Annotated in this window: 27 protein-coding genes; 8 read left to right on the top strand and 19 right to left on the bottom strand. The window is 65.9% G+C overall.

From position 1 onward, the window contains the following. Positions 1-7: 7 nt before the first annotated feature. Genes ACNQP3_RS18885 through ACNQP3_RS18845 form a run of 9 tightly spaced genes read right to left on the bottom strand, consistent with a single transcriptional unit; the run spans position 8 to position 7,731 of the window. On the bottom strand, positions 8-2,893 hold the full coding sequence (locus ACNQP3_RS18885) for a conjugative transfer ATPase (protein WP_012614070.1): 2,886 nt from the start codon (positions 2,891-2,893) through the stop codon (positions 8-10). After that, on the bottom strand, positions 2,893-3,333 hold the full coding sequence (locus ACNQP3_RS18880) for a TIGR03751 family conjugal transfer lipoprotein (RefSeq protein ID WP_003149753.1): 441 nt from the start codon (positions 3,331-3,333) through the stop codon (positions 2,893-2,895). Before ACNQP3_RS18880 ends, ACNQP3_RS18885 begins: the two co-directional genes overlap by 1 nt. Continuing rightward, entirely contained in the window at positions 3,314-4,732 is a 1,419-nt protein-coding gene (locus tag ACNQP3_RS18875; protein ID WP_004350605.1) for a TIGR03752 family integrating conjugative element protein, read from the bottom strand. Before ACNQP3_RS18875 ends, ACNQP3_RS18880 begins: the two co-directional genes overlap by 20 nt. Beyond that, on the bottom strand, positions 4,722-5,633 hold the full coding sequence (locus ACNQP3_RS18870; protein ID WP_004350604.1) for a TIGR03749 family integrating conjugative element protein: 912 nt from the start codon (positions 5,631-5,633) through the stop codon (positions 4,722-4,724). The genes ACNQP3_RS18875 and ACNQP3_RS18870 overlap by 11 nt, the downstream gene beginning before the upstream one ends. Next, the gene (locus tag ACNQP3_RS18865) at positions 5,630-6,322 is read right to left on the bottom strand and encodes a PFL_4703 family integrating conjugative element protein (protein WP_012614071.1); all 693 of its coding nucleotides are present in this window, start codon (positions 6,320-6,322) and stop codon (positions 5,630-5,632) included. Before ACNQP3_RS18865 ends, ACNQP3_RS18870 begins: the two co-directional genes overlap by 4 nt. Next, complete coding sequence (locus ACNQP3_RS18860) at positions 6,319-6,729, bottom strand: TIGR03750 family conjugal transfer protein (RefSeq protein WP_003821108.1); 411 nt, start codon at positions 6,727-6,729, stop codon at positions 6,319-6,321. The genes ACNQP3_RS18865 and ACNQP3_RS18860 overlap by 4 nt, the downstream gene beginning before the upstream one ends. 12 nt (positions 6,730-6,741) lie before the next feature. Next, positions 6,742-7,101, bottom strand: a complete 360-nt coding sequence (locus tag ACNQP3_RS18855; protein ID WP_003153634.1) for a TIGR03745 family integrating conjugative element membrane protein — start codon at positions 7,099-7,101, stop codon at positions 6,742-6,744. A 16-nt stretch (positions 7,102-7,117) separates the two neighbouring features. After that, the gene (locus ACNQP3_RS18850; protein ID WP_003050225.1) at positions 7,118-7,351 is read right to left on the bottom strand and encodes a TIGR03758 family integrating conjugative element protein; all 234 of its coding nucleotides are present in this window, start codon (positions 7,349-7,351) and stop codon (positions 7,118-7,120) included. Beyond that, entirely contained in the window at positions 7,348-7,731 is a 384-nt protein-coding gene (locus ACNQP3_RS18845) for an RAQPRD family integrative conjugative element protein (RefSeq protein WP_003090167.1), read from the bottom strand. The genes ACNQP3_RS18850 and ACNQP3_RS18845 overlap by 4 nt, the downstream gene beginning before the upstream one ends. A gap of 203 nt (positions 7,732-7,934) precedes the next feature. On the opposite strand from ACNQP3_RS18845, the gene ACNQP3_RS18840 reads away from it, so the two are divergent. Genes ACNQP3_RS18840 through ACNQP3_RS18805 form a run of 8 tightly spaced genes read left to right on the top strand, consistent with a single transcriptional unit; the run spans position 7,935 to position 15,173 of the window. Then, the gene (locus ACNQP3_RS18840; RefSeq protein ID WP_003050245.1) at positions 7,935-8,405 is read left to right on the top strand and encodes a helix-turn-helix domain-containing protein; all 471 of its coding nucleotides are present in this window, start codon (positions 7,935-7,937) and stop codon (positions 8,403-8,405) included. Beyond that, entirely contained in the window at positions 8,402-8,977 is a 576-nt protein-coding gene (locus ACNQP3_RS18835; protein WP_003153636.1) for a PIN domain-containing protein, read from the top strand. Before ACNQP3_RS18840 ends, ACNQP3_RS18835 begins: the two co-directional genes overlap by 4 nt. A 17-nt stretch (positions 8,978-8,994) precedes the next feature. Further along, complete coding sequence (locus tag ACNQP3_RS18830; RefSeq protein WP_003050256.1) at positions 8,995-9,909, top strand: AAA family ATPase; 915 nt, start codon at positions 8,995-8,997, stop codon at positions 9,907-9,909. Next, a complete protein-coding gene (gene cap8 / locus ACNQP3_RS18825; RefSeq protein WP_003153638.1) occupies positions 9,906-10,376 on the top strand; it encodes a type III CBASS phage resistance system CD-NTase-associated protein Cap8 in 471 nt (156 codons plus the stop codon). The genes ACNQP3_RS18830 and cap8 overlap by 4 nt, the downstream gene beginning before the upstream one ends. Beyond that, positions 10,373-10,873: a type III CBASS phage resistance system CD-NTase-associated protein Cap7 gene (gene cap7 / locus ACNQP3_RS18820; protein WP_003090159.1), complete on the top strand. Its 501-nt coding sequence runs from the start codon at positions 10,373-10,375 to the stop codon at positions 10,871-10,873. The genes cap8 and cap7 overlap by 4 nt, the downstream gene beginning before the upstream one ends. Continuing rightward, entirely contained in the window at positions 10,873-11,775 is a 903-nt protein-coding gene (locus ACNQP3_RS18815; protein ID WP_003153640.1) for a CBASS oligonucleotide cyclase, read from the top strand. Before cap7 ends, ACNQP3_RS18815 begins: the two co-directional genes overlap by 1 nt. 38 nt (positions 11,776-11,813) lie before the next feature. Beyond that, positions 11,814-12,539 (top strand): CBASS effector endonuclease NucC, encoded by a 726-nt coding sequence (gene nucC / locus ACNQP3_RS18810; RefSeq protein WP_003050273.1) that lies wholly within the window; start codon positions 11,814-11,816, stop codon positions 12,537-12,539. Positions 12,540-12,548: 9 nt separating this feature from the next. Next, on the top strand, positions 12,549-15,173 hold the full coding sequence (locus tag ACNQP3_RS18805) for an AAA family ATPase (RefSeq protein WP_003153642.1): 2,625 nt from the start codon (positions 12,549-12,551) through the stop codon (positions 15,171-15,173). Positions 15,174-15,213: 40 nt separating this feature from the next. Here ACNQP3_RS18805 and ACNQP3_RS18800 read toward each other — a convergent pair whose 3' ends face one another. The 10 genes from ACNQP3_RS18800 to ACNQP3_RS18755 form a co-directional block, all read right to left on the bottom strand. Then, positions 15,214-15,963, bottom strand: a complete 750-nt coding sequence (locus ACNQP3_RS18800; protein ID WP_003153644.1) for a TIGR03747 family integrating conjugative element membrane protein — start codon at positions 15,961-15,963, stop codon at positions 15,214-15,216. Continuing rightward, positions 15,960-18,149, bottom strand: a complete 2,190-nt coding sequence (gene traD / locus ACNQP3_RS18795; RefSeq protein ID WP_004350569.1) for a type IV conjugative transfer system coupling protein TraD — start codon at positions 18,147-18,149, stop codon at positions 15,960-15,962. The genes ACNQP3_RS18800 and traD overlap by 4 nt, the downstream gene beginning before the upstream one ends. 4 nt (positions 18,150-18,153) lie before the next feature. Further along, on the bottom strand, positions 18,154-18,702 hold the full coding sequence (locus ACNQP3_RS18790) for an integrating conjugative element protein (RefSeq protein ID WP_003109779.1): 549 nt from the start codon (positions 18,700-18,702) through the stop codon (positions 18,154-18,156). Continuing rightward, on the bottom strand, positions 18,699-19,289 hold the full coding sequence (locus ACNQP3_RS18785) for a transglycosylase SLT domain-containing protein (protein WP_003109780.1): 591 nt from the start codon (positions 19,287-19,289) through the stop codon (positions 18,699-18,701). The genes ACNQP3_RS18790 and ACNQP3_RS18785 overlap by 4 nt, the downstream gene beginning before the upstream one ends. Next, the gene (locus ACNQP3_RS18780) at positions 19,271-20,008 is read right to left on the bottom strand and encodes a TIGR03759 family integrating conjugative element protein (RefSeq protein ID WP_003098886.1); all 738 of its coding nucleotides are present in this window, start codon (positions 20,006-20,008) and stop codon (positions 19,271-19,273) included. Before ACNQP3_RS18780 ends, ACNQP3_RS18785 begins: the two co-directional genes overlap by 19 nt. A gap of 12 nt (positions 20,009-20,020) precedes the next feature. Continuing rightward, complete coding sequence (locus ACNQP3_RS18775; RefSeq protein ID WP_003098888.1) at positions 20,021-20,665, bottom strand: hypothetical protein; 645 nt, start codon at positions 20,663-20,665, stop codon at positions 20,021-20,023. Beyond that, positions 20,662-21,261: a PilL N-terminal domain-containing protein gene (locus ACNQP3_RS18770; RefSeq protein ID WP_003098890.1), complete on the bottom strand. Its 600-nt coding sequence runs from the start codon at positions 21,259-21,261 to the stop codon at positions 20,662-20,664. Before ACNQP3_RS18770 ends, ACNQP3_RS18775 begins: the two co-directional genes overlap by 4 nt. Before the next feature lie 138 nt (positions 21,262-21,399). Further along, entirely contained in the window at positions 21,400-23,679 is a 2,280-nt protein-coding gene (locus tag ACNQP3_RS18765; protein WP_004350563.1) for a helicase-related protein, read from the bottom strand. A 136-nt stretch (positions 23,680-23,815) separates the two neighbouring features. Beyond that, positions 23,816-24,121 (bottom strand): hypothetical protein, encoded by a 306-nt coding sequence (locus ACNQP3_RS18760; protein WP_003116817.1) that lies wholly within the window; start codon positions 24,119-24,121, stop codon positions 23,816-23,818. An 89-nt stretch (positions 24,122-24,210) separates the two neighbouring features. Further along, positions 24,211-24,531 (bottom strand): hypothetical protein, encoded by a 321-nt coding sequence (locus ACNQP3_RS18755; protein WP_003116818.1) that lies wholly within the window; start codon positions 24,529-24,531, stop codon positions 24,211-24,213. Between the last annotated feature and the right edge of the window lie 16 nt (positions 24,532-24,547).

The following is a 24,547-nucleotide window of genomic DNA, read 5'->3' as shown; positions in this document are numbered from 1 at the left end:
CTCCGGTTTACGACAGTTCCAGGGCCGGCGACTCGATGCCGCGGGCCTGGTCGATCTTCTCGGCCACCTTGAAAGCCGCTTCCAGTTCGGTGCAGCCGTACTGCTGCATGAGCTGGTAGCGTTCGGCCTTCTCCTCGGGTTCTGTCTGCGCGAGGGCGAGGTACAGGGACGGCGGCACGGCGCGGAACAGCACTTCCATGCTCTTGGAGAGGATGACGCCTTCGGTGAATTTCCCCGCTTCCTTGCGCGCCGAAAGCATCAGCGCCTTCTGCGCGGGCGAGAGTTCGCGGAACCGCGCGATCTTCTCAACTTCATCGGGCGGCATGCTGAGACAGATCCACCACTCGATCATGTTGAGCATGGGCTCCGCGGCGCGCGGCAGGTCGTCGATGTTCTGCGTCGCGAGCCAGAACCAGGCCCCCAATTTCCTCCACATCTTTGTAATTTTCACGACGTAGGGCGCGAGCAGCGGGTTCTTCGTGATGATGTGGCCTTCGTCGGTGACGTTGATGATCGGGCGTCCCAGGTATTGGTCGCGCTCGGCGATGTTGTTCACCGTGCTGATCAGGCTGATGTAAGCGATGGAGAGCTGCGCGTTGTAGCCCTCGCGGGCGTATGTCGCGAGGTCAACCAAGGTGATGTCGGCTTCGGGCCACGGCGTGCCGTCGCGGTCGAACATTTCGCCGTCCGTGCCTTGACAGAACATGTCCATCGCATCCGCCATCTCCAGCAGCCGCACGCGGCGCATTTCGGGCAGCGTCGGGTCCTGGCCGCGGGCGCGCAACGCGTTGCGCACGTCGCGCGTAAGCACCGTGCGTTTGTCGGCCACGCAGTGCTCGGCGGCGTCGAGGATGCACTGACGGATCAGCGAGCGGTCAGCCCGCGTCATCCGGGCTTCCTCCTTGTCCTCTCCGCCCGTGATCATCAGCCGCGCCGTGATCTCCAGTTCGCCGAGCACGTCGCGCTGCTCGTCCGCCTCCATGGCCGAGGCATCTGGTGGCGGGTCTTCATCCAGCGCGTCGGCGTCGAGCGTCTGCACGTCGCTGGGCGTCTCGATCAGCCGACGCGCGTCTGCGAATGGCGCGAGGCTGATGCCCGAACCTGGGGCCAGCTTGACCCGGTTTACCGTCAGCCCGAGCATGCGTGCGAAGTCGCTGAACAGGCCGAAGCTGTTGCCAGCCTCCACGATGAACAGCCGCGGTCGGTAGATGGCCGTGACCTGATTCAAGAGGTTGTTGAGCGTGGCGCTCTTGCCGGAGCCGGTGGGGCCGAACAGGAACAGATGGGCGTTCATCTGCCGATCCAGGCGGCTGAGCGGGTCGAAGGTGATCGGCCCGCCACCGCGGTTGAACATCGTGATGCCCGGGTGCCCCGTACCTTGAGCGCGGCCCCACACCGGCGACAGGTTCGCCGCGTGCTGAGCGAACATCAGTTGGGTGTACCACTTGCGCCGATCCTGGCCGGGGTTGTAGCAGCATGGCAGCCACCGCAAGTAGCTGTTGAGCGGCGCCACCTCGTCGTCCTCGCGCACCGGCTGCAAGCCAGCATTGAGCATCACGTTCGCCAGGTCCAGGCCGCGCCGGTCCAGTTCCGCTTCGTCGCGTCCGCGCAGGTAGAATGCCAGCGTCCCCCGGTAGAGCTTGTGTGCGCTGCCGATGAGGGAGCGGGCTTCCTGCACGTCCTTCAACGTCTGCTCCGACGCCAGCGTCTCGCCCACGGCCTTCTTCGCCAGGTGGTTGAGATCCGCTTCCAGGACATCCTGCGGCGTGGCGACCATCGTGAGACACAGCAAGGTGTCTTCCGGCATCTGGTCGAACAGCGTGTTGATGGCATCCCCTTTGCGGGTCTCGCCGGTCAGGTGTCCGGTGCCGGGCGGCATGCGCAGCCGGTCGGTGATCAGCACGCGGTGCGGCATGCCGTCGAAATACCAGGTGCCGTGCTCCACGTCGGAGCGTGGCTGGCCGAAGAACAGCCGCTGGCTGAAATCCCGCCCGCTCGCCAGCTCGATTTCGCCGGCCTCGCTTTCTTCGGTGCTGTCGGGGTAGCGCGCCAGCGCGTAGAAGCGCTCCCGGTCCTCTGCACTCGGTCCAAGCATCGCCGGGCGCGGATTGAACCACCGCAGCAGCCAGTCGTGGACGTCGGCTGCGACCATGCGCCGTGCCTGGATGCCGGCGTTCGCCAGGCCGCCGCACAGGCGGTCGCAGACGATGTTCAGCATCTGCTCGGGCGTCTGGCCGCGGCGGCTTGCCTGCCCAGTTGCACGGCGATAGATCACCATGCGCACCCGCCGCGTCTGGCCGCGCCAGCGCAGCCGCGTGACCACCGTGTCCTCGAACAGGCCGCCGGGCTTGGCCACAGCGCGCAGGTGGTGGCCGAAGAAGCGCAAGTAGAACTCGGTGAACGCCGAGCCGCGCGCACGTGGCTGCACGTAATCGCGCAAGGTCTGCATGTACTGGTCGAAGCTCGGTTCGTCCTGGGCATAGAGCTGGAGCACCCACGGGTTCTCGTCCAGTTCATCGAAACTGTCCTGAAGCGCGTTTTCCAGGGCGTCGCGGGCATGCGCGAGCCAGCCGGGTTCCCGGCCTTCGGTGCCCAGCGGCACCAGTTCGTAGAACGCCGCCACCGATTGGCCATCCTCCAGGAGCATCGATTTCGACCCGGGCAAGAACTCCACCCAGGGCAGCAGTTCCACGAAGGACGGCGCAACGTCGTACAGCGCCTGCTCGTCGGCCACGGTCGCTGGCTTGCGGCCGTGGACTGCCGAACCGGGTTCGGGGATGCCGGCCTGGCGCAAGGCCTCGACGTGGCGCTGCCAGCTGTCCGGCTGCTCATCGCTAGCCGGGCTACTGGAGCCGGCGCCGGCCAGCTTCGGCCATGGGAGTTTCCACCGCATCAGTAGTCCTCCACGCGCTCGCCCGGCATCGCGTACTGGATGCGCTGGTAGAGCGGGAAGACGGTCGTGTAGCCGGGCACCGGCACGGGATCGGTGCCGGCCAGATGCGGGTACACGTACATCACGAGATCGGGATTGGGCAGGCGCTGGAACTGGCGGTGGACCTCATTGCGCGCGGTGCGCGTGTAGCGCATCTGCTCGACAGGTGCGGCCTGCACGTCGGCGTCGGTCAGGGGCCGACGCAGGCTCTGGCGCGCATCGAGCAGCTGGCGGCCGGCGTTCCGTCCGGCTGCGCCACCGCCGTCGCCGGCCTCCTGCTGCCAGATGTCCATCATCGTGCGGTCACCGTGGGTCAGCAGCTTTTCCTTGCTGGTGGCGCAGCCGCCGAGCACCGCGACGGCGAGGGCCAGCACCAGGCCCTTAATCGAGTTCGAGAGCATGGCTTTCTCCTGCGCGGTGATCGACCTTGCGGCCTTCGGGATCGAAGTCGATGGCGAGCGGTTTTTCGAGGTGGACGGCGACCTTGGCGCCGGGCTGCACATAGACGGCGGCGAACGCCTGGCCGTAGAGCTTGTTGACCCAGGCCGACATGTCCCGGACACCGCCCGCGAGAATCTGGCCGACCGCTTCCTGGCCGGTGATGCCCACGGTGCCGATGGAGCCGTCCGAGCCGACATAGGACATGCGGCCGCTGTCGCTCTCGATGAGCGAGGCCACGCCGGCACCGGCCGCGGTGATCAGGGCCTGCGAGCCGAGGTACTGCTGGGCGTTGCTGCGCCGCTCGCCGCTGACGCAGGGGATGCCGTGCGGGTCGCTGATCCAGCCCAAGCCGTCGCGTTGCTGGTTGTTCTGCTGGTTGCCCTCGCGGTCTTCGGGGATCGTGCGGATCGTGCCGTCGTTGAAGACGAACGTGATGCTGCGCACCTGGCCGCGCACGCACGAAAGCGTCCAGTCGCCCGATGCGGTGCCGCTGAACACGGCGCCGGCCACGTCGGGAATGTCGATGCCATTGGCGGTCAGGTTGTCCGGCCCGACCAGGACTTTGAACGGATAGGGATCGTTGACCGTGCCGTCGATCGGCACGCGGCCGATCAGCGCGGTCATGGCGACCGAACCCATGAGCGTGGAGTTGGTCGGCACGGTATAGACCGGCTTGGCACTCTTGACCCCAGAGGCGCGGGCGCCCGCGTTGGCCACGGTTTCCGCGGTGGTTTCGAGCGTGCTCTGCGCCGGGCCGAAGCTCGTGGGGAAGCTCATTCCGCCGCTCGCGCCACGACCGCCGTTGCGCCCCTCGGCGGGCTTTGCGTCGTCCGGCTCGACCCACCGCACGCCGCCCTCCATGCCGGCCTCGTCGCCGCCCTGCAGCCCCAGGCCCACGGGCAGGTCCGCATGGCCGCCGCCGCGCCCGCCGATGCTGTCCAGGCGCCGCTGCAGGTCGGCGAGCAGCCCTTCGGTCTGCTGGCGCGCGCTGGCCGCCTGCTCCTGGTCGCGGCGCAGGTTGGACCGCTCGGATTCGAGCGCCGAGTTGATGCGCTGGTCGATGGAGTTCTCGCGCTGGCGCAGTCGCTGGTTCTCTTCACGCTGCGACTTGTTGTCCGAGAGCGCGGTCTGAAGCTCGGTGCGCAACTGCTTCACTTGGGCAACGAGCGTCGCCACGGTGTCGCGCGGGGTGTCGCCTTCGATGCCCAGCGCCTTCATTTCCTCGGGCGTGAGCTGGGCGCCGTTGTCCGCCGCGGGTGGCGCCGTGCTGCCTCCACCCGAGAACAGCCGGATACCGACGAACAGCACCAGGATGGCGACAGGGATCATCAGCCACTTGAGCAGGCCGTTACTGCGCATGGCGGGCCTCCTTGGCGTTCTCGTCGCCGTCCGGCTGCGGCAGATGCACGGCAGGGTCGAAGCGGTGAATCGCCGGCAGCAGCGACTGCGCGAGGCCGCGGCCGCCCGTGACCAGGTAGAGGACGGTCGTGTCCTCGGGCGTGCCGCGCGGGCCCAGCGCCTCGTGCTGGAAGGTGGCGGTGAGGAAATCGCCTTGCAGCACGCGCGGGTCGAGCGCGACCCAGTCGGCGCCGGTGTTGGTAAGGCGCACGGCAGTCACCCATTGGTCTTCCAGGCGCCACGACGCGAGCGCGACCGCGCGCACCGGCAGCGTTGGCATCAGTGTGTCCAGGTCGAGGTCGCGGGGCAGGTTGACCCGCATGACGCCCGGAAGCGGCTCGACGGTGCGCAGCGGTGCGTAGAGGTTCTGCGCGGCGAAGCGCGTCAGCACGACAGGGACCGGAGTTTCGCGCCGCGCGGTCCGCGCACCTGCCTGGCCCTGGGCGCGTGCCGGGGCCTCGGCACTGTCGGCCTGCTCGCCATAGCGTCCCGGTGCGCTGTCACCCTCGACGATGCGCACCGGCTCCAGCTCGGCTTCCCCGTCCTTGGGCGGTTCGGCTGCGATGTCCAGCAGGATCAGCGCGCCCGTGTCGGCGTCCTGCAGTTGCAACCGCGTGGGCTCGATCGGCTCGCTGGCGCGCAGGTACACCGCGCCACCCGCACTCTGCACGCGCAGGCGTTCGCCCACGCCCGCGGGCACGCCCACGCGCACGTTCCGGTCGATGAACACGATGCGTTCCTGACCGACCTTCAGCGGCACTGCCAGTGGCATGCGTTCCCAACGCAGGATCTCCACCGCCTGGGCGACGGGTGCCGCGGCCACGGCCAGTAGCCCCAGCAGCGCGAGTACAGGATGCTTCATGGGGTGTTTCCTCCTTGAGGCGCTTGCGGAGACAGGCCACTCGACGCCGGGCGCGCCGGCTCCGGTGCACTGATGCGCTGGGGCGCGCCTTCGTAGCAGTCCAGCGCCAGGCCGAACGGGTTGCGGGCGGGATCGACGTCCACCCGCGTGACCTTGATCGGATAACGCACCAGGGCGCGCTTGACCTGCTCGGCGCCGTAGTACTCGTCCGCCGTGATGTCCAGCGTCACCACCCAGTCGCGATCGGACACGGTGCGCACGCGCGCCGTGGGGTCGTCGCCATAGCCGCGGCCGGGAATCTCGTAGATGCCGCGCACGCGCTGGCGTAGCTCGCCGGTGGAGCGGCGGTAGTCGTAGTCCGCGCGAAGGAAGGCCTGGCAGGACGGGGTGAGGTACGGCGAGAGCGTGTGGAGGTTGCGCGAGTAGTCTTCTTCGCCATTGGTCGGCCAGCGGTTCAGCGTCTGGAACACGTAGAACGTGAACGCATAGACCGATTCGGGCGGCACTTCCCACCACTTGCGGGTACTGCCAGAGCGCAGGTCGGGCGGGACGTGGATGGTCAGGTCGCGCGGCGCGCTCCACCAGCCGCCGCCCATGACCAGGGCGACAATGACCAGCGCGCCCGCGCCCAGGCGCAAGGTCTTGATGTGCGCCTGCAGGTGGGTGATCTCGTTCTTGAAGCGGCTCATCGTGCCCCCCTTGCAACGGACCTTCGGGTGGACCAGAAGCCGGAGCGCGAGATCAGCACGTGGCCGCCTACCCATCCCGCCATCAGTGGATGGCGCGTGGCGATGCGCCATTGCAGTTGCCGGTACAGCCAGGTGTCGGGGCGCCCGCGCTTGAGCCGGCGCAGGATGCCGCCGCCGATGAAGACGCCCAGGGCCACGCCCAGGACGACGAACGTCGGCGCGATGGCGATCGTGCGGAACACCCAGGACAGCGGCGCGCCGACCAGCAGGCCGGCGGCGCCGGACAGGCCGCAGCAGATCCACAGTTCGTCGGCGGTGAGGCCGCGCACGACAACAGGGTGGCGGTTGAGCCGATGCGGAAGGAACGTGACCGTCCCGTCCGCACGGACGTGCTGCTGCTCGGACATACCGGCCTCGCCTTACAGGATGCCGGTGGCTTCGGTGAGCAGCCAGATGCCGATCACGAGCAGCACGGCACCGATCGCGACGGTGAGGCCAAACTGGCCCCAGGTCTTGCGGCCGGTGTGGATTTCCGCGTAGGTGCCGTAGGCGTGGTAGCAGACGCCGATGAACATCGACGCCACGACCAGGAGGGCTACGAGCATGATGATGTCGTAGCCGTAGTTCCTGATCGTTTCCATGATGCCGTTGCCGGTGCCGCGGGTCGGGTTCTCCAACTGCGGCAGGCCTTGCGCGAACGACAGCGCGGGCAGCGCGGCGGCGCCCAGGGCCATGGCGGCGCGCTGGGCGAGACGGGAAGTGAGGATGCGGTTGTGCATGGTCGGGCCTTTCAGGTCAGGACAGAAGGAAGAAACTCAGGACGAGGTACATCGCGACGAAGCGGATGCAGACGCCGAGGAACTGGCGCTGGTTGAGGCGGCTCTCGGACCACCCCACGTAGGCCGTTCGGATGGCCCAGACGCCCCACACGAGCAGGACCGCGAACACGACGCCGACCAGGACGGTCGCCATTGCGGAAGGCGCGATGCCGCTGTTGGCTTGAAATGCCGAGACCTGGGCGCCGTTCATTGCTTGCCCCCCGCAGTCGTCGCCGGCAGCGGCTCGGCCGCCCGCTCGGTGCGGTAGTCGCCGGCCAGTTCGGAGGGGTCGCGCGGCTGAGCGCGCGATGGCGTCAGGTGAAACTGGATGCCGGCGCGAACGCGCGCCAGGTCAGCCAGCAGCCGCGGGTAGTCGAAGTGGTAGCGCTCGCCCGGCTGGATGGGGGCATGCGCGGCGCTGTCCGCGACGGTGCGCTCCAGCGCGTCGAGCTGGCGCAGTGCGGCGACCAGCTCCTGGCGCTGTGCCGGAGACTCGGCCAAGGCCATCTGGGACTGACCCAGCAGGAGGGCCGTCACGAGAAAAGTGGGCACGCCGCGATGCGCGGCGCGCAGCCAGATCGAAGCCACCATCGCGCCATTCCTGTGTGATCAGCAATGGGGTGATCGTGGAGATCAGGGCTGTTTTAGGCCGCAAACAATAGGAACTGGCGGACGACCGGATTGGGCATACCGCGAGCGAACCTACAAAAGCCCGGGTGGAGTTTCGATTATTGCGTTTTTCGAGTGTTTCGAATATGATCGGCTCTGCAACCGTTTTCGCTTAGGAGCTACCCATGACCACCGCCACTGCCCAATCCAAGATGACCCTTCCCGCCGCGGGAGAGGTTAAGGCAGCCGTCCAGGGTCAACGTGCCTTGGCGGCTTACCTCGCAACCCAGTTCGAGACGCAGCACATCCAGATCTTTGATGACCACAAACAGGCTCATCAGGTGGAACTGCCTACCTCGGCTTTACGCCTGCTGGTCGACATCCTGGCCGAGTTGGCCGATGGCAATGCAGTAAAGGTGGTGCCCGTCCATGCAGAGCTGACGACCCAAGAGGCGGCGGACTTGCTCAACGTGTCCCGTCCCCATTTCGTCAAGCTGCTAGAAGATGGGGTGTTGGCATTTCATCGCACCGGCAAGCACCGCAGGGTGAGGTTCGCCGATCTGATGCAGTACAAGGAAGCGCGCGAGCGCGCCAGTGAGCAGGCGATGGCCGAACTCGCTCAGCAGTCGCAAGAGTTGGGAATGGGATACGAATGAGGCATTCCCCATTCACCGCCGTCTACGACGCGTGCGTTCTATATCCCGCGCCACTGCGGGATTTCCTGATGTGGCTCGGCCTGTCTGGCCGCTTCCGGGCGCGGTGGAGCCAAGCCATTCATGAGGAGTGGAAACGCAATCTGTTGATCAACCGCCCCGATCTCACCCGGGTTCAGGTCGACAGGACGTCGGATCTCATGGACAGGGCCATTCCGGACGGCTTGGTGGAGGGCTACGAAGCGCTCGTGGCAGGCCTGACATTACCCGATCCGAACGATCGGCACGTCCTGGCTGCGGCGATTCGCTGCGGTGCGAGCGTGATTGTGACGTTCAACGAACGTGATTTCCCGAACGATCTGCTGGCTCCGTACGGCATCGAATCGCAGCACCCCGATGAGTTTGTGGACAACCTGCTGGATCTGGATGCGGCCGCCGTAGTGTCGGCTGCGCAGCGCCAGCGTGCCCAACTCAAGCATCCGCCGATCGATGTGGACCGCTATCTCGAAATCCTGCTGCGCCAAGGCCTTGTGCAAACGACCAAGGTGCTGGCGACCTATCGCACCATTCTCTGACCCGCCGAGAGCCACGGATGACCAAGAATCCTTCATCAGACGCCACTTTGCCGAAAGGCATCCATCGAAGCTGGAAGCTGCCGGATAAGTCGCTGGGTGACTTGTGGGATTCGATCGTGATGGACGAAGCCATCAAAAAACAGTTGCTGTCACAAGCGATCGTCAACTTCACGGTGCGCCCCAAGGTGGAGCGCACGGTACTCCCCCTGCACGGCGTGATCTTGTTGGTCGGCCCGCCGGGGACTGGGAAGACCTCCTTGGCACGGGGCTTGGCGCATCGTGTGGCCGAATCTTTTTCTTCTGCGAAGTTTCGATTGCTGGAAGTGGAGCCTCACACGCTGACGAGCTCTGCAATGGGAAAGACTCAACGCGCCGTGGCAGACCTGTTCTCGCAATCGATCGCAGAATCCGCAGCGGCGGGCCCGACGATCGTCCTTCTGGACGAGGTCGAAACGCTTGCGGCTGATCGAGCGAAGCTCAGCCTGGAAGCCAACCCGGTTGATGTGCACCGGGCCACCGACGCGGTGTTGGTGCAGTTGGACATGTTGGCCGAACGCAACCCGCATCTGCTGTTCGTGGCCACCAGCAACTTCCCACAGGCCGTCGACAGTGCCTTCCTATCTCGTTGCGACATGGTGATGGAGGTGCCACTGCCCGGCAAGGATGCCTGCAAGCAGATCCTAGTGGACTGCCTGAATGGCCTGGCAAAGACATTTCCGGGGATTGGCAAGCTTTCCTCGGCTCACCAGTTCGACGCGTGCGCTGGCGAGTGCGTCGGATTGGATGGTCGGGCCATTCGCAAGGTCGTAGCCAACGCCCTCGCGGCCGACCCGCAAGTGGCTATCGATCCGAACAAGCTTTCCGTAGAGCACTTGCGCAGTGCGATACGACAGGCAAAGCAAATGCGCCTTCAAGGAGGGAAGCAAAAATGACCACCGTTGTCAGCCGGACGTTTCGCAGCTCGCCGCACCGCGATGCGTTGCAGACATGGGATGCCATTGTCGAACTGCTCACTCAGGGCAAGGACGGCACGGCTCGCTCTGAACTCAGGGCCGTGACGGGCGTGGCCGCCAGCTTGATCGCCGACCAGGCACCCAAGAGCGCGCCCATCGTTGCGACATGCGATGGACCACGGACCAGGATCTACTGCCTCTTCGACGAAGACGCGATCTATGGTGATGATGCCAACGAAGAAGTCTTGGGGTTCGAGCCGTTGAAGGGAGACTGGGGAGTCTCGCTGCCGTGTCCGAAGGAGCAGCTCGGCTGGGTGCAAAGCGCGCTCAAAAAGCACAGTTCTCGCATCATTGCACGGGACTTGAGCCAAGGAATTGCCACGCAGGCGCAGGCCGATGCTGGGCAAGCGCTGTCGCTCGACCTCGGAGGTTTCCTCAAGTCATGAGCACCGTCGCCACCTACTCGTACACGCACTCGGTTACCTATGTGACCGACAACATCCTCAAGAGCTTGAAAGACATCATCCTGCTCAGTGGGCTGGACCCTGAGCACTTTGCGGATCGCTGGGAGAGCAATACCCGAGCCATCAAGACGTGGCTCGGGACCGGTGATCTGCGCAAGGTGATTCTGGAGATCTACAACCCGGCAACCGACAAGCTCGTGACCCGATGGGATATCGACATCGTGTATGGGTGGTCCGATGGCGACGGCAGCTTCTGGACAGATACCGAGCAGTTGAAGTACGCGATCAAGAAAGCTGGGCTGCTGCCATCGCAGGCCAAGTACAAGTTAATGCTCGATACAAAGCCAGGGCGACCTGATGTGGAGGGATGGAGCAAAGGAAGTTATCGCTCGACGGATGGAATGGTCAAGCAGAGCCTAGGCTCGACTGTCGAACACAGCGGCCTGGCGGGTCAGGCCGGATATTGGAGGCAACGCTGATGCTGTCGATCGATGAAGCTTTTCGCAAGTTCAAGTCGCGTCTGGAACTCAACGAACGCGAACAGAAGAATGCCTCGCAACGCCAGAACGAAGTGCGGGACTACCTGCAGACCAAGTTCGGCATTGCGCGCAGCTTCCTGACCGGTTCCTATGCTCGATACACGAAGACGAAGCCGCTCAAGGATATCGACATCTTCTTCGTGCTGAAGGACTCGGAGAAGCATTACCACGGCAAGGCCGCATCGGTAGTGCTGGATGATTTCCACTCTGCATTGGTGGAGAAATACGGTTCGGCGGCCGTGCGCAAACAGGCGCGCTCGATCAACGTGGATTTCGGTGTTCACATCGACGCGGAGGACAACACGGACTACCGGGTGGTCAGCGTGGATGCGGTGCCCGCATTCGATACCGGCGACCAGTATGAGATCCCCGATACGGCGTCCGGAAAGTGGATCAAGACGGACCCGGAGATCCATAAGGACAAGGCGACCGCAGCGCACCAAGCCTATGGCAATGAGTGGAAAGGTCTCGTGCGCATGGTGAAGTACTGGAACAACAATCCCAAGCACGGCGATCTGAAGCCGGTGAAGCCCTCGTTCCTGATCGAGGTAATGGCCCTTGAGTGTCTTTACGGCGGCTGGGGAGGATCGTTCGATCGCGAGATCCAGTCGTTCTTTGCCACGCTTGCCGATCGAGTTCATGACGAGTGGCCGGATCCCGCCGGACTTGGCCCGGCGATCAGCAACGATATGGATGCCGCGCGCAAGCAGCGCGCGCAGCAGCTGCTGTTCCAGGCGAGCCAAGACGCAAGCATCGCCATCGACCACGCGCGTCGTGGTCGCAATATCGAAGCGCTTCGCGCCTGGCGCGCACTGTTTGGCCCCAAGTTCCCACTGTCCTGATTCCATCGGCTTCCATACACGTCCCATCGAGGTACAGCATGTCCCAGTGGTCGCTTTCCCAGCTCCTGTCGTCCCTGCATGAGGACATCCAGCAGCGCTTGTCCGTAGTACGCAAGACCTTCGGTCACCCGGGTACGAAGGGGGATGCGAGCGAGAACGTCTGGATCGACATGCTGGATACCTATCTGCCCAAACGGTACCAGGCGGCCAAGGCGCATGTGGTGGACAGCCTGGGGAACTTCAGCCAGCAGATCGATGTGGTGGTGTTTGATCGGCAATATTCGCCTTTTATCTTCACCTACGAGAACGAGACGATCATTCCAGCCGAAAGCGTGTACGCCGTTTTCGAGGCCAAGCAGACGGCTGACGCGGGGCTTGTGGCCTATGCCCAGGAGAAGGTCGCCAGTGTGCGCAGGCTGCACCGCACGAGCCTGCCGATCCCGCACGCTGGCGGGACCTACCCAGCGAAGCCGTTGATTCCGATTCTGGGTGGCTTGCTCACCTTCGAGAGCGAATGGAGTCCTGCATTGGGTCCATCCATGGACAAGGCGCTGAACGCAAACCTCACCGAGGGGCGTCTGGACATCGGATGCGTTGCCGCCCACGGGCACTTTTTCTATGACCAAGCCAGCGGCGCGTACAGCTACACCAACGAAAACAAGCCGGCGACCGCGTTTCTTTTCAAGCTGATCGCGCAGCTTCAGTTCAGTGGAACGGTCCCCATGATCGATGTGGAGGCTTACGGTCAGTGGTTGACCAAGTGAGGGGGCGCTGTGGCAAGCATACGTTCGGAGTACCACCGGTTCCTGGCGCACTTGGCGCAGCGGCACGTGCACGACGACGTGCGCCGGCTGGCGCACCTGGTGCTCGATCACCTGCAGCCACTGGCCGAGGTCGGTGCTGCACGCCGGGGGCGCTCCACGCGCTTGGCGCCGCTGGCCATCGCGCATCTGGCGCAGATGCCTGTCGCCTACGACGGGGACGCGCGCGGCCCCGAAAACGGGCCGGCGCTCGGGCGACTGCACCAGCTCGAAGTCGGGCCGTTTCGAGGATTCATGCGGCAGGAGACGTTCGACCTCAGCCATGACATCACCTTGGTCTACGGTGCCAACGGCACCGGCAAGAGCAGCTTCTGCGAAGCCTTGGAAGTGGCGATGCTCGGTTCGATCAGCGAAGCGCAGGCCAAGCGGGTCGACCAGCGGACGTACTGCAACAACGCTCGCCTGCGCCGCCACGTCGCGCCAGTCCTGTCGTCTACGGCGGCGGGCGAAGCGCAGGCCGTCCAGCCCGACGAAGCTGAGTATCGCTTCTGCTTCATCGAGAAGAACCGCCTCGACGATTTCGCCCGAATCGCCGCGCGGACCCCGAGCGATCAGCGCCAGCTCATCGCCACCCTGTTCGGCGTGGACCAGTTCAGCGAGTTCGTGCGCGGCTTCAACCCCTCGCTCGATCAGGACCTGATGCTTGCCGGCGTGCAGGCGGCGCAGCTGGCGCAGCGTCGCCTGCGGTTGGCGAACTCCGAACAGACCATCGCCGCCTACCCGCAGAAGATCGCAGCGGTCGAGGGCCTGGAACAAGCTTTGGCGCAGCGCATGTCACCTGGCGCGACCTATCAAGCCTGCGTGGACTGGCTGCTGGGTACGCCGCAGCAGCAAGGACGGCTACCGTATGTCCAGGCTCAGCTGGACGCCAACCCGCCTGCCATTCACGAGGTGACCCAGGCCCGCCTGCAAGCGTTGCTGGCAGAGGCCTACCGCGTCCAGGGACTGTGGCAAGCGTCTTCCGCGCAACTCGCGGCCCGCGCGGGCGAGGTGTCGTACGCGAAGCTCTACGAGGCCGTGCAAGCGTTGGCGGACGGGGCGACCGCGTGTCCGGCATGTGGAACCGGACTGGCCGCTGTGGCACAGGACCCGTTCGCCAGGGCGCGAATGGGCCTGGAGCAGCTCGCGCAACTGGCCGTCCTGCAGCAGCAAGAGGCCGGGCATCGGACGCAGTTGAGCGAGGCGGTCCGAGCGCTGTGGGACGAAATGCGCCGCGTGGTGGCGGCGGCTGGGGTCGCTTGTCCTGCCGAATCGCAGGCCGCGGGCCTGCCACTGCTGCCTCCCACGTCGGCGGGCAATTGGCTCGGCGGCTGGGTGAATGGGGACCAGCGCGCCTGGCAAGCCCTCTTACGGATCGCACAGATCATCGAAGGCTTCGACGCGCAGGCGCGCGACGTGCATGCCCAGCGCGGCGCGATGGCCCAGGAGCGGGACCGCCTGCAACAGCATCAGCTGGAGATCGAACGGCTGCGGACCATGCGCACGACTGCGGATCAGGAGCTGGCGGCCGCCCGCCAAACCGTGGCCCAATTCGACGACGCGAACCGCGGCCTGATCCAGGCGGCCACGGACGAAATGCCGGTGGTGGTGCACCATCAGCGGGTCAAGGCCGCCTACGACGGCTTCCTACCCGAGATTCAGGCATACCTGACCGCTCTGCCGGGGGTTCTGCTACAGGGGCTGGGAGACCAAGCCCGCCATCTCTACAACGCATTCAACCGGGCCGATCCGCCCGGCGATCTGCTGCACGCGCTGTGGTTGCCCGTGGCCGAGAACGGCAAGATCGAGGTGGAGTTCGCCGGCGAGCCGGGCGTGCGCTACGACGCGTTGATCGTCTTCAGCGAAGGGCACATCAAATGCTTGGGTCTGGCGATTCTGCTTGCCAAGAACCTCGCGCAGGGCTGCCCCGTGGTCATCTTCGATGACGTCGTCAATGCGATAGACGACGACCATCGCGATGGCATCTGGCGTACCTTCTTCGAGGACGGTTTGCTCCACGGCAAGCAGGTTATCCTCACCTCGCACGCAGAGGAGTTCCTGCACCGCATCCAGCAGGAGTTGGGCGTGCGCCGCGCCGCGGCCATCAAGCGCTACAAGTTTCTCCCGCATCAGGGAGAGCACGAACTGCGGGTCGACAGCGACCCGCCAGCGAAGAACTATGTTCTTCTGGCCCAGCAGGCGTTGGCGGCTGACGAGAAACGCGAGGCACTGCGCCAGGCCCGGCCGGCGCTGGAGAGTCTGACGGACCGCCTGTGGACGTGGCTGGGTCGGCGGGCGGACGGCCGGATCGACATCAAGCTGAGCGGGCCCCGCGCGCCTTGGGAGCTGAACAATAAATGCACCAAGTTGCGGTCGGCCGTCGAGCGTATCGCGGCGCAACATGCGGGTGCGCCGGATGCCGTAGGGGCGTTGGTCAGGCTGCTCAATGTCAGCGGTACGAGTATTGAATGGGGTTACCTCAATAGCGGTGTGCACGACGCTCAGCGCGATCATGAGTTCGATCGGGCGACGGTAAGAACGGTCGTCGAGGCGGTTACGGCGTTGGATGCTGCTCTTGATACCCTGCAGAACCGATGAACGGCACACGGCTTTGCAGAGCAGTGCCGCCCGTGTCACCTCATAAGTACTTCTTGAAGCTGCCTGCGGTCAGGCTGACTGCCATCCCCAGCAACGCCGCGCTGGGCAGCAGGATGACCAGAGGATGCACCGCTATGGGCAGTGCGAGATAGGTGACCCAAGGCAGCACGGCCAACGGCATCAGGCTGGCCTTCGCGCGGTGGTAGATGAAGCCGGATTCGCGGCCCGCGCCGAACCGGCGCACATCCCGTCGCACCAGGCCGTCGATCAGGCCGACGAATGCTGCAGTGAGGATCAGCGGCAGCGTGAGTACCAGGACCAGCAGGCGCACCAGGAAGGTGAGCGTCGTGAAGGCCGCAGCGATCAGGTAGCTTTCGGCCCAGACATAGACTTGGCTGATGTAGTAGCGGAAGTTGCGGCTCTGCCCGTGGCTGGCCGCGCGGGCGCGCTCGGCGGTCTGGCTCATGCGCTCCAGCAACCCCGAGCGCACGAACACCCACTCGTACCCGGTATCCACCAGCTCGTGCGCCGTGCGCCCGGGCTCCTGCACCACCACGCTGCGCGTGAAGTGGTTGGACAGGTGCCCGAGTTCGTACTGCAGCATCTGCTGGGAGTGGCGCCAGCCCTGGTCCTTCCAGAACAGGTGCATGCCGACGCACTCCACCACGATCGAGAACAGCAGCGAGCCGATGAGCACCCCGAGCAGCCGGAACGGCAAGGTGATGGTGCCGACGATCAGCCCCTGGCGCTGGTTCTGCTCCCGCTGCGCGGTCGAGGCGGCATCCTTCATGGTGCGGCCTCGCCGGTGCTGTCGTCGGCGCCGGTGGCCACCGCGTCAGGCTCGGCTGGAGCGGCGTCATCCAGCAGGTCGTCGGGCAAGGCTGCATGCGGCAAGGCTGCGGAACTGGTGAACTCCCACCACTGCGTGGCCTCGCTGTAGCTCTGGCGCATATACCCGGCCAGTTGCTGCAAGTCCGTCGGCATCACTTCATCGGGGTCTGGCGCCGGAAGCGGCATGCGCACCTTCCAAAGCTGGCCGCCCTGCAGCAGCGCGAAGCATTGGCCCTTGGGCAGACCGACGACGTGTGACGGCTCGATCATCGGCACGCTGGCCATGCTGATGCGGTCCTGGGTGTTCGACGTGAAGTCCGTCGCGCCGCGGATGTCTGAGCTGTCCGTCGCGCCCGAGACGATGGTGGTCGTATAGACCTCGACCTTCGGCAACTGCCTCGTCAGCAGTTCCGCGGTGGCCGTCTCGCGCACGCGCAACATGAATAAATTGTTGAAATTCCCGATCACTTGGCCGGCCTTCGCGCGGTTGCCGATGCGGGCCTCGATGTCCGAAAGCGTTTGCGTGTAGGCGGTGACTTGCAGGCCCGCGCCACCGCCCTTGTTGATGAGCGGAATGAACTCGTCACCCATCAATTCATTGAACTCGTCCGCATGCACGTTGATCGGCACGCGCGCACCAGCCGATGCGCCCGGCAGGCCATCGTCGATTCCGTGCTTGTAGATGTGCCCAGCCACCGAGACGAGATCGCTGAACATCGAGTTGCCGACCGCTGCGGCGACCTCCGCATCGGACAGCGCGTCCAAGCCGACATAGACGACGGCGCGCTTCCTGATCACCTGCATCCAGTCGAAGATCGGGCGCGGGTCGGCCAGGTCGGAGTAGTTCGGCGCCAGGAGCTGGGCGATCTTGCCGCTCGTGAGCTTTTCCAGCAGCGGCAGCAGCGATGCAACGATCTTGTCGAAGTAGGTCTTGTCGTAGCGCACCGCCGAGCGCAGGCCATCGAGCACAGGGTCGTAGTTGCGCGCCTGGGAGAGGTATTGCTCCAGCGCCACCACACGCTTCTCGCGCCCGATCATGTTCCTTGGGATGTTCTTCTCGTTGAGCTTGGCCTCGATCTGGACGATCACCTCCCAGGCCTTGGGCTCCGTCTTGGCAAAGTAGTGCTGGGCGTACTCAATGAACAGCGCGTCGATGTTGATGACGTGGCGCTGGATCAGCATGTAGTCCGGGCGCTGCCCCAGTTCCACCAGGGCGCGGGCGATGATGTTCACGAAGCGCCATGCGAACTCGCGGAACGCCGCGCTGTTGCCTTCGCCGGAGAGCTGCCCCGCGATGCGTGTCGCCACTTCCGAGATCCGACCGAAGCGGCCCACGGCGTTGTAGCGGGCGCTGATTTCCGGCCAGCCCAAGTGGAAGATGTAGAACTCGCCTTCGCGGCCAGCGCGCTGGGCTTCGACGTACATCCGTTTCAAGAGATCGGCATCCCCCTTGGGGTCGATGACGATGACGACCTCATGCTCGCCGGCAGCATTCCTGCGACGGATGTCCTGCGTGACGAACAACTCGGCCAGGCGCGTCTTGCCCACCCGCGTGGTGCCCAGCACCAGCGAGTGCCCGACGCGCTCGCCCAGCGGCAGGCTGACGTCCACTTCGTCGGGCTCGATGCCGTGCAGCCTTGGCAGGCCGCCGACAGGCGGCAACGGGCGCACGGGGTTGAAAGGCGCGTCCCAGCCGGTGAGCTTCGGCAGGCGCGAGAGCGGCAATGGCGCGAACTCCAGCCGTTCCTCCAGGCGCCTGGTCAGCCGGTAGGCCGGCGTCGGCTCGACGTAGCGGCGGAACTCGGGCCGGTACGTCTGCATCAGCCGATGCGTGTGCTTCTGCTCCCAGAGAAAGCCGCGCCCCACGAATAGGCGCTGCTGGCTGACCGGCACGTCCTTGCTGGTCATCACGTAACGCGGCAGACGGCGGATGTTGCGCCGGTAGCGCAGGATGATGCGGGCATCGCGGTAGCGGATCGCGCCGTAGGCGCCGAACGCCAAGGCGCTGCCGATGCCCATGGCCGGGCTCAGCGCGAGCGACCATGGGGCCACCAGGCACAGAAACGCGGCGCCTGCACACGCCGCGACGGTGTATAGCTCCACCGCTGGGCGTAGCAGAACCTCGACCGGCTGTTTGCCCGACATGGCTTCATTGCTCGATGCCGGTGGCCGTGATCAGCGCCGGGTAGTGCCGCAGGCCCAGGCGATCGGCCAGGTCGTCGCCGGCCACGGGCGCGAGCGGCACGCCCGGCACCAGGGCGCGCAGCCGCGCCAGGCCCTGCGCGGTCTCGACGTTGACGACCAGGCCGACCGCGCCACGTTCGCGCAAAGCGGCGGCGCGGCGCTGCAACCAGGCCCGGGAAGCCTCGTCGTCGCCGATGACCACGAACGGCCGCAGGCCGGGCGCTTCGATCACCCGTCGCGCGACGGTGCCGGGCGTGAGCTTGGCGCTGCGCACCGGCAGCATCGCGGCTTCGTCCGCCCGTGTGGCAGGAACCTGGGGCGTCGGGATGGACGGCCGCGCCGGTGCGTTGGCGCGCGGCTGGAGATTCAGGGCTTCGTAGTACGGCAATGCCGACGTGCCGCCACGGTCCTCGACAACGATCAGTGGCTCGCCGGCACGCGAGGCCAGCGGCAGGCCTGACAGCAGCATGAGTAGGCCCGTGAACGCGAGATGGGCGGGATGGGGTTTCGTCATGGGGAGGTCTCCTGGCGCGCCGCGAGGACCGCGGCGGCTGGTCGCGTGCCCTGCACGCGGGCAAGGTGGCGCGACACGCTGCGCCGATAGCGGGCGGCGGGCTCGCCGCCTGCGGGGCGGTGGTAGCGGCCGATCGCCAGCAGCCAGTCCTCGCCGGGGGTGTGCTGCTCCTTCAGGATCTCGGCGGCAACGGCCAGGTTGCGATACGGATCCAGCAGGTCGCACGCGCCGGTAAAGCGGTGCTTGTGGTAGCCGAGGTTGATCTGGCCCAGGCCCGCATCAATGCGCGTGTGCGGCGTGGCGCGCATCGCCTGCTGCAGGCCAGCGCAGGCGTCGGCGCGCGTGGCGAAGCGGCGCGACTGGCCGGCGACGTTGAGGGACCACGGCCACGGCACCAGGCGCCCGTTGCGCCGGATGCCGCTCTCCTGCAAGGCCACGGCGTAGAGCACGGTCGAGGGGATGCCTGCGCGCTGGGCGGCAAGCTGGTAAGCCGGTGGCGGAACCTCCTGGGCCAGGGCGGCAACGGCATACAGGCCGGCAGTGAGCACCAGTGCGCGCAGGGGCATGGCTACGGCTGGCGCTGCCATTGGCCGTTCACTTCGCGCACGGCGGCGGGCAGATCGCCGGGCAGGCCCAGTGACAGCCAGCGGCCGCCGTCGTGGTTGAGCGTGATGCTGCCGGCGCGCACGCGCGCCGGGTCGATCTGCGCGCGCTTGGCCCAGTCGCGGATGCGCGCGTCATCCTGGCGGCTGCCCACCATGTACAGGTCGAACTCCGCGCCCGAGGATTGCAGGCGCTGCACGAGCTGTCCGCAGGCTGCGCAGCCGTCCTTGACGAACACCGCCATGCGGCCGCTGCCGCGCAAGGGACTGCTGGATGGGCCGGCGCCCGGCTTGTCGTCGGGCAGGTTCACGCGCTGCATCCCCGGATTCAGGCGCTGCCAGGCCTCGTCGTAGGCGCGCTGGTAGGCGAGCAGCTTCTCGACGCGGCGCGCTTCCACCTGCACCTGCAGTTCCGCATAGCGGCGCCGTTCTTCGTCCGTGCGAGCTTCGATGCCCAGGGCGGACAGCGGGTCCAGGTTGGGCGAGTAGATACCCAGCGGCCCATCCATCAGCTCGCGGTAGCGTGCCCATTCTTGTGGCTGCAAGCCCCATTCGGTTGCCACCCGGTCGTCCAGCACGCGGGCGGCCAGCGGGCGCTCCTGGCTCTGTGCGTTGCGCGCCGAGGTCGTTGCGGGCTGCTGCGCCCAGGCGGGCCATTGCGACGACGCCACCAGGACCGCGAAAAGGAGGATCGACGGCTTCATGGGGTGCTCCGGTCAGGGAATCGCCACGCGGCGGGTCTGGTTGCCGGCCTGGAACACTGCGGTGTTGCCCTCGATCGCCTGCAGGCGCCACGGGCCGACCGCATCCCCGGGCAGCAGCACCTGAAGTTGGGCGGGCGTGAAGTCCCCGATGCTCGGCGCGACGGACACGCTGCGCTGGCCGGCGCGCAGTTCGGCGCCGACGACGCGGAATGGCAGCGGCGGCAGCTCGGTCTTGGAGGCGGCGGACGTGCGCGATGCGCGCCGCTGGGCGGGTGCGGTGGCACGCGCGGCGGCTTGGCGCGCCTTGATCTGCTCGACCTCCGCGCGCAGCGCCTGGAGGTCGTCGGCCGCTGCGTAGCCACTGAGAGATTTCTCGACCTGGGCCGCGCGTGCTTCCAGAATCTGGCGGGTGTCTTTGAGGTCAGCGTCCGTCGCGACGGCCGGGCGCTGCTGGATGGCCTCGATCGTCTCGGCCAAGCCAGTTGCCTGCGCTTCCAGGCGTTGCAGGCGGGAATCCAGCCGCTCCTGGTCGGCCTGGTCGCTGAGGGCCTGGTAGCCCAGGGCCGCCAAGACGCTGAGGAAGATCAACCAGAGCCACATCAGGCTCTGCACCACCACGGCGGCGGTCGATCGCTGGGCAGGTTGCGGGGCGTTCATGGCTGGCCTCCCGAAACCATGGGTGCCAGCGGGAACGTCTGCACCGCCTCGGTGGCGGGTGGCTCGGATGGGGACTCGGCGACCGCGCGATCGCCGGGCCGCTCGAAGCAGATTTGCCGTGCGCGGTCATCCGCGTGCAGTTCCCAGGCCGGGCCAGCCAGCGTGAGCAGCGCATCGCGCAAGGTCATGGGGCCGAGGTGCAGGTGTACCGCCGGCAACGGCAGCGCGTACAGCTCGATCACGGCATGCGCGGTCTGGCACAGGCCATAGCCGCTGCGTTTGAGCACGTGCCGAAGCCCATCCCCGACCGTGGCGCGGGCATCCTCGGGCATGGACACGTCGATGGTCTGCAACAACAGGTCGCGCTGCGCCGCCATGGGTGCCAGTTCGACCAGTGTGTAGCGGGCGTAGCGCACGACCGGGATGTACTCGGAAGCCTCGGGTTCAGGCGCGGCCAAGACTTCCGCGATGGTGTCGGGCGCGACCGGCGCAGTCGTCGTCGCGCAGCCACCGGCCAGCACCGACCACAGCAGGCCGAGAAATCCCGCCAGAAGGCGGCGTTCGGGATAGTGAAACCACGGTGGAGAGGGGCACATAGCTCGGCGTCCTGAAACATCCAGCCCTCACCATCGCCGCTCAGGCCGCGAGCGGCAGCAAACAATGCGAACCAGGCAGCGTCCGATTTACCGGGAGCGGCAAAAAAAACGGCCCCGAAGGGCCGTAAGTGGAACGTGTCATGCGGCGACAAGCTGCCGGGCCAGTGCGACCTCGACGGAATCACCGTCCTGGTTCAGGACATCGAGCCCGGATTCGGGCACGTCGCCCGAGGTGGACTGCGAGACCATGATCTTCTTGGCCATCAGCTCCAGGCAGGTCATCTGCGAGGAACCGGCGTAGCCGAGGTAGATCACACGCACGGGCTGCTTCTGCCCGATGCGCCAGGAGCGGCGTGCCGCCTGCTGGAGCGAGTACACGTTGTAGCCCGACTGCATGAACACGATCGTCGGGAACTCCAACAGGTCCAGCCCCGTCTTGACCAACTCGGGGTTGGTGATGAGCACGTCGATGCCACGGTCCAGTTGCTCGGCGATCCAGTCTTCGCGGCGGCTGGCATCCACGCTCGCGCGCAGCACCGCCACCTTGAAGCCTTCCTGCTCCAGCAACACCTTCAGGCGCGACGTGGTGTCGCGCGTGCCGGTATAGACCGTGTAGGCCAGGACCTTGCGGCCCTGCGCCTTCTCCTCTTTGCAGATGTCGATCAGCTCACGCTCCTTGGGGCTGATCTCGAACTCGTTGAACTGAGCCGGGACAAACGCCAAGGTGTTGCGCGTGCGCGGATGCACCACGGTCTCCGACCGGAAGCAGCAATCCGGCCAGGCCAGCAGCACGTTGAGGACCACACCCAGCAAGGTCGTATCGCGTCGCGCCAGAGCCTGTTTCAGCTCCGCGGTCAGCCGACCCGCCAGATCGCGGTAGGCCGCGGCTTGCGCCGTGTCCATCGCGACTTCACGGAACTCCTCGTCATACGGCGGCAGGACGTTGCCACCGATGTCCTTGAGCTTGAGAAAGATCGTGAACGGCAGGATGCAGCGCAGCACGCCCTTGGGGCCAAACCCCGGGGCCTTGACCGTGCGCACCGATACCTTGGTGCCCTTGGCCGTCTTGTGCGCCGTGCCGGTGCTCTCGGAGTAGATGTCCTTCAACACCCCGTGATCGCGCATGAACGCCATCGCAGCCGAGGTCATGCTGCCGCTCGTGGTCGGGCGGTAGCCGTCTTCGATCATCCGCCCCGGAAGGGCTCGGAACAGCAGGTGGAACAGGTCGTCCCCGTAGCCGCCCATCAACGTGCCGGTCAGCAGCAAGGTCTTGCGAGCCTTCGCCGCCAGCACGCCCATGGCCTGGCCCTGGGCACTGCCCCCGTTCTTGTACTCATGTGCCTCATCGGCGATGAGCAGGTCGAACGTGCCTTGCGGCAGGTAGCGTTTGATGAACTCGGACGGCTGATAGCCGCCCTCGCCAAAGCCGAACTCCATGTTGGCCATCGCACGTTCCATGCGCGTGGCCTGACGGTCGGAAAACACCAGCTCGCCGTTGCCATCCATGAGGTTGATGAACTCATGGATGTTGTCGCCGAGCATCGACGCCAGGAACCCGTCACCGAACTTTTGCATCAGCTTCTGCGCGGTGACCTCTCCGATGGTCGGTATGCGCTTTAAGGCTTTGAGCACGGCCGAGGACTGGTCGCTGCCGGACAGACTGCGCGGGCGGATCAGTGTCCACAGGGGCGCGGCGCAGTGGCCGCACTTCCTGCGGCACTCCTCGGCTTGGAGCGCGATCGGGTTGACCGGCTCGCCGTCGAGGTCGGTGATGACCGTGCCGCAGTCCGGGCAGGCCGCCACGTCGCCGTGGCGGGTGCGCCGCGTGGTGAAGACAGGCTTCCAGTGAAAGCCCATCCGCATCCTGACGCGCCCCAGGACGAAGAACTCCTGGCCCGTGGGCTGCACGCCCAACTGCTCGCGCAGCTTGATGAGCTTGACGAGCGTATCCGGCCCGTTGAGTACCCACACCTTGGCACCGGCCACCGTCTCCTGGATCTCGCGCCGCCACTTGTAAACCAGGTGGGGCGGCGACAGCACCAGAGTGCGGCGATAGCCTTCGGCGTTGAGCACGGCGGCCGTGGCAATGCCGACGGTCGTCTTGCCGCAGCCCATCTCGCCATTGACGATCGCAGCACGTTCGCCACGGTCGATCAGCAGCTCGGCGGCGGCGTGGACGACTTCGGCCTGGGCTGGGAACAGCTTGCGCTTGAGGCTGGCGACCACCAGTTGCCGGTGCGCCTGCGGTTGGCCGGTATAGACCGGCGGATTAGCGCTGTTGAGGGCGTCGAGTAGTTCGTCGCCGAACTCGCCGACAAAATCCTGAAGGCTCAGGGTCAGAGGGGAAGATTCCGCGTCGAGCAGTTCGCCCTGTACGGGCGCGGATTCAGCGGCAGTGGTTTCGAGATCGAGGGACATGGTGATGCTCCAAAGAAAAATGGGGCATGCACCACCCCCAGCGGGGCAATGGCATGCCCCGTGGTGGGAAGAGAATCGACGCGTGGCTGAGGGTGGTTGAAGGTGCTGGCCTGGGCGGCCCGCAGGTGAACCGTGCTCAGTCTTCGGACGGAAGCACGATGACGGTTGCGCAGCGCTGCGAATCGGTGACGATGCGAATGGCGAGCCCCGGATGGATCACGTAGTGCGATTCCAGCGACGCGCCCGATTGAAGCGCGCTGCTGTTCGTCTGCCATTGCTGGATGTTGACGTCGCCCCAGTCGCCACGGGTGTGGCGCCTGAAGTACGGGATCGGGTCCAGGCGACCCGCGCGGACCAGGCGGTCTACACCTCTGCTGAAGATGAGCGCCCCGATGGGGAACGCCAGCCGCTGGCAGTAGGTTTCGATGCGATGCGATGCCATGGGCTCCTCCTTGATGAGTCATTGAGCCACGACACCCCTGCCGGAGTGAAGTGGCTCCGTCAGGTGGATGAGGATGACGATGTGGGGCCTCAGATCAGGTCCCGCTCTTCGGGAAGCTGGACCACCGTGGTCTGGTGGTCCTCGCTGGTCTTGACGATCAGCGCCAGGTCCGGCGTGATCCTGAACTGCGAGATCATTAGGTTGTCCTGTTGGATCGCCACGTCGTTGGCTTGGCGTGTGGCCTCATCGATCTCGCCCCAGTCCCCGCGCACATGGCGCTGGACATAGGCCAAGGGGTCGATCAGGCCTCGCCGGGCCAGCCAATGCACCTTCTCGCTCAACTTCAACGTACTCGGTGCGAACAACGGTTGCTTGTGCGGCGCAGGCCGCTTGAACGGATTGGGGATCATGGTGTTTCTCCTTCGA

This window comes from Pseudomonas sp. LFS074 (assembly GCF_047978165.1).
Taxonomy (GTDB): Bacteria; Pseudomonadota; Gammaproteobacteria; order Pseudomonadales; family Pseudomonadaceae; genus Aquipseudomonas; species Aquipseudomonas putida_P.
Note: the sequence above shows the minus strand (reverse complement) of the source record. Positions and strands in the feature narration are given on the sequence as shown.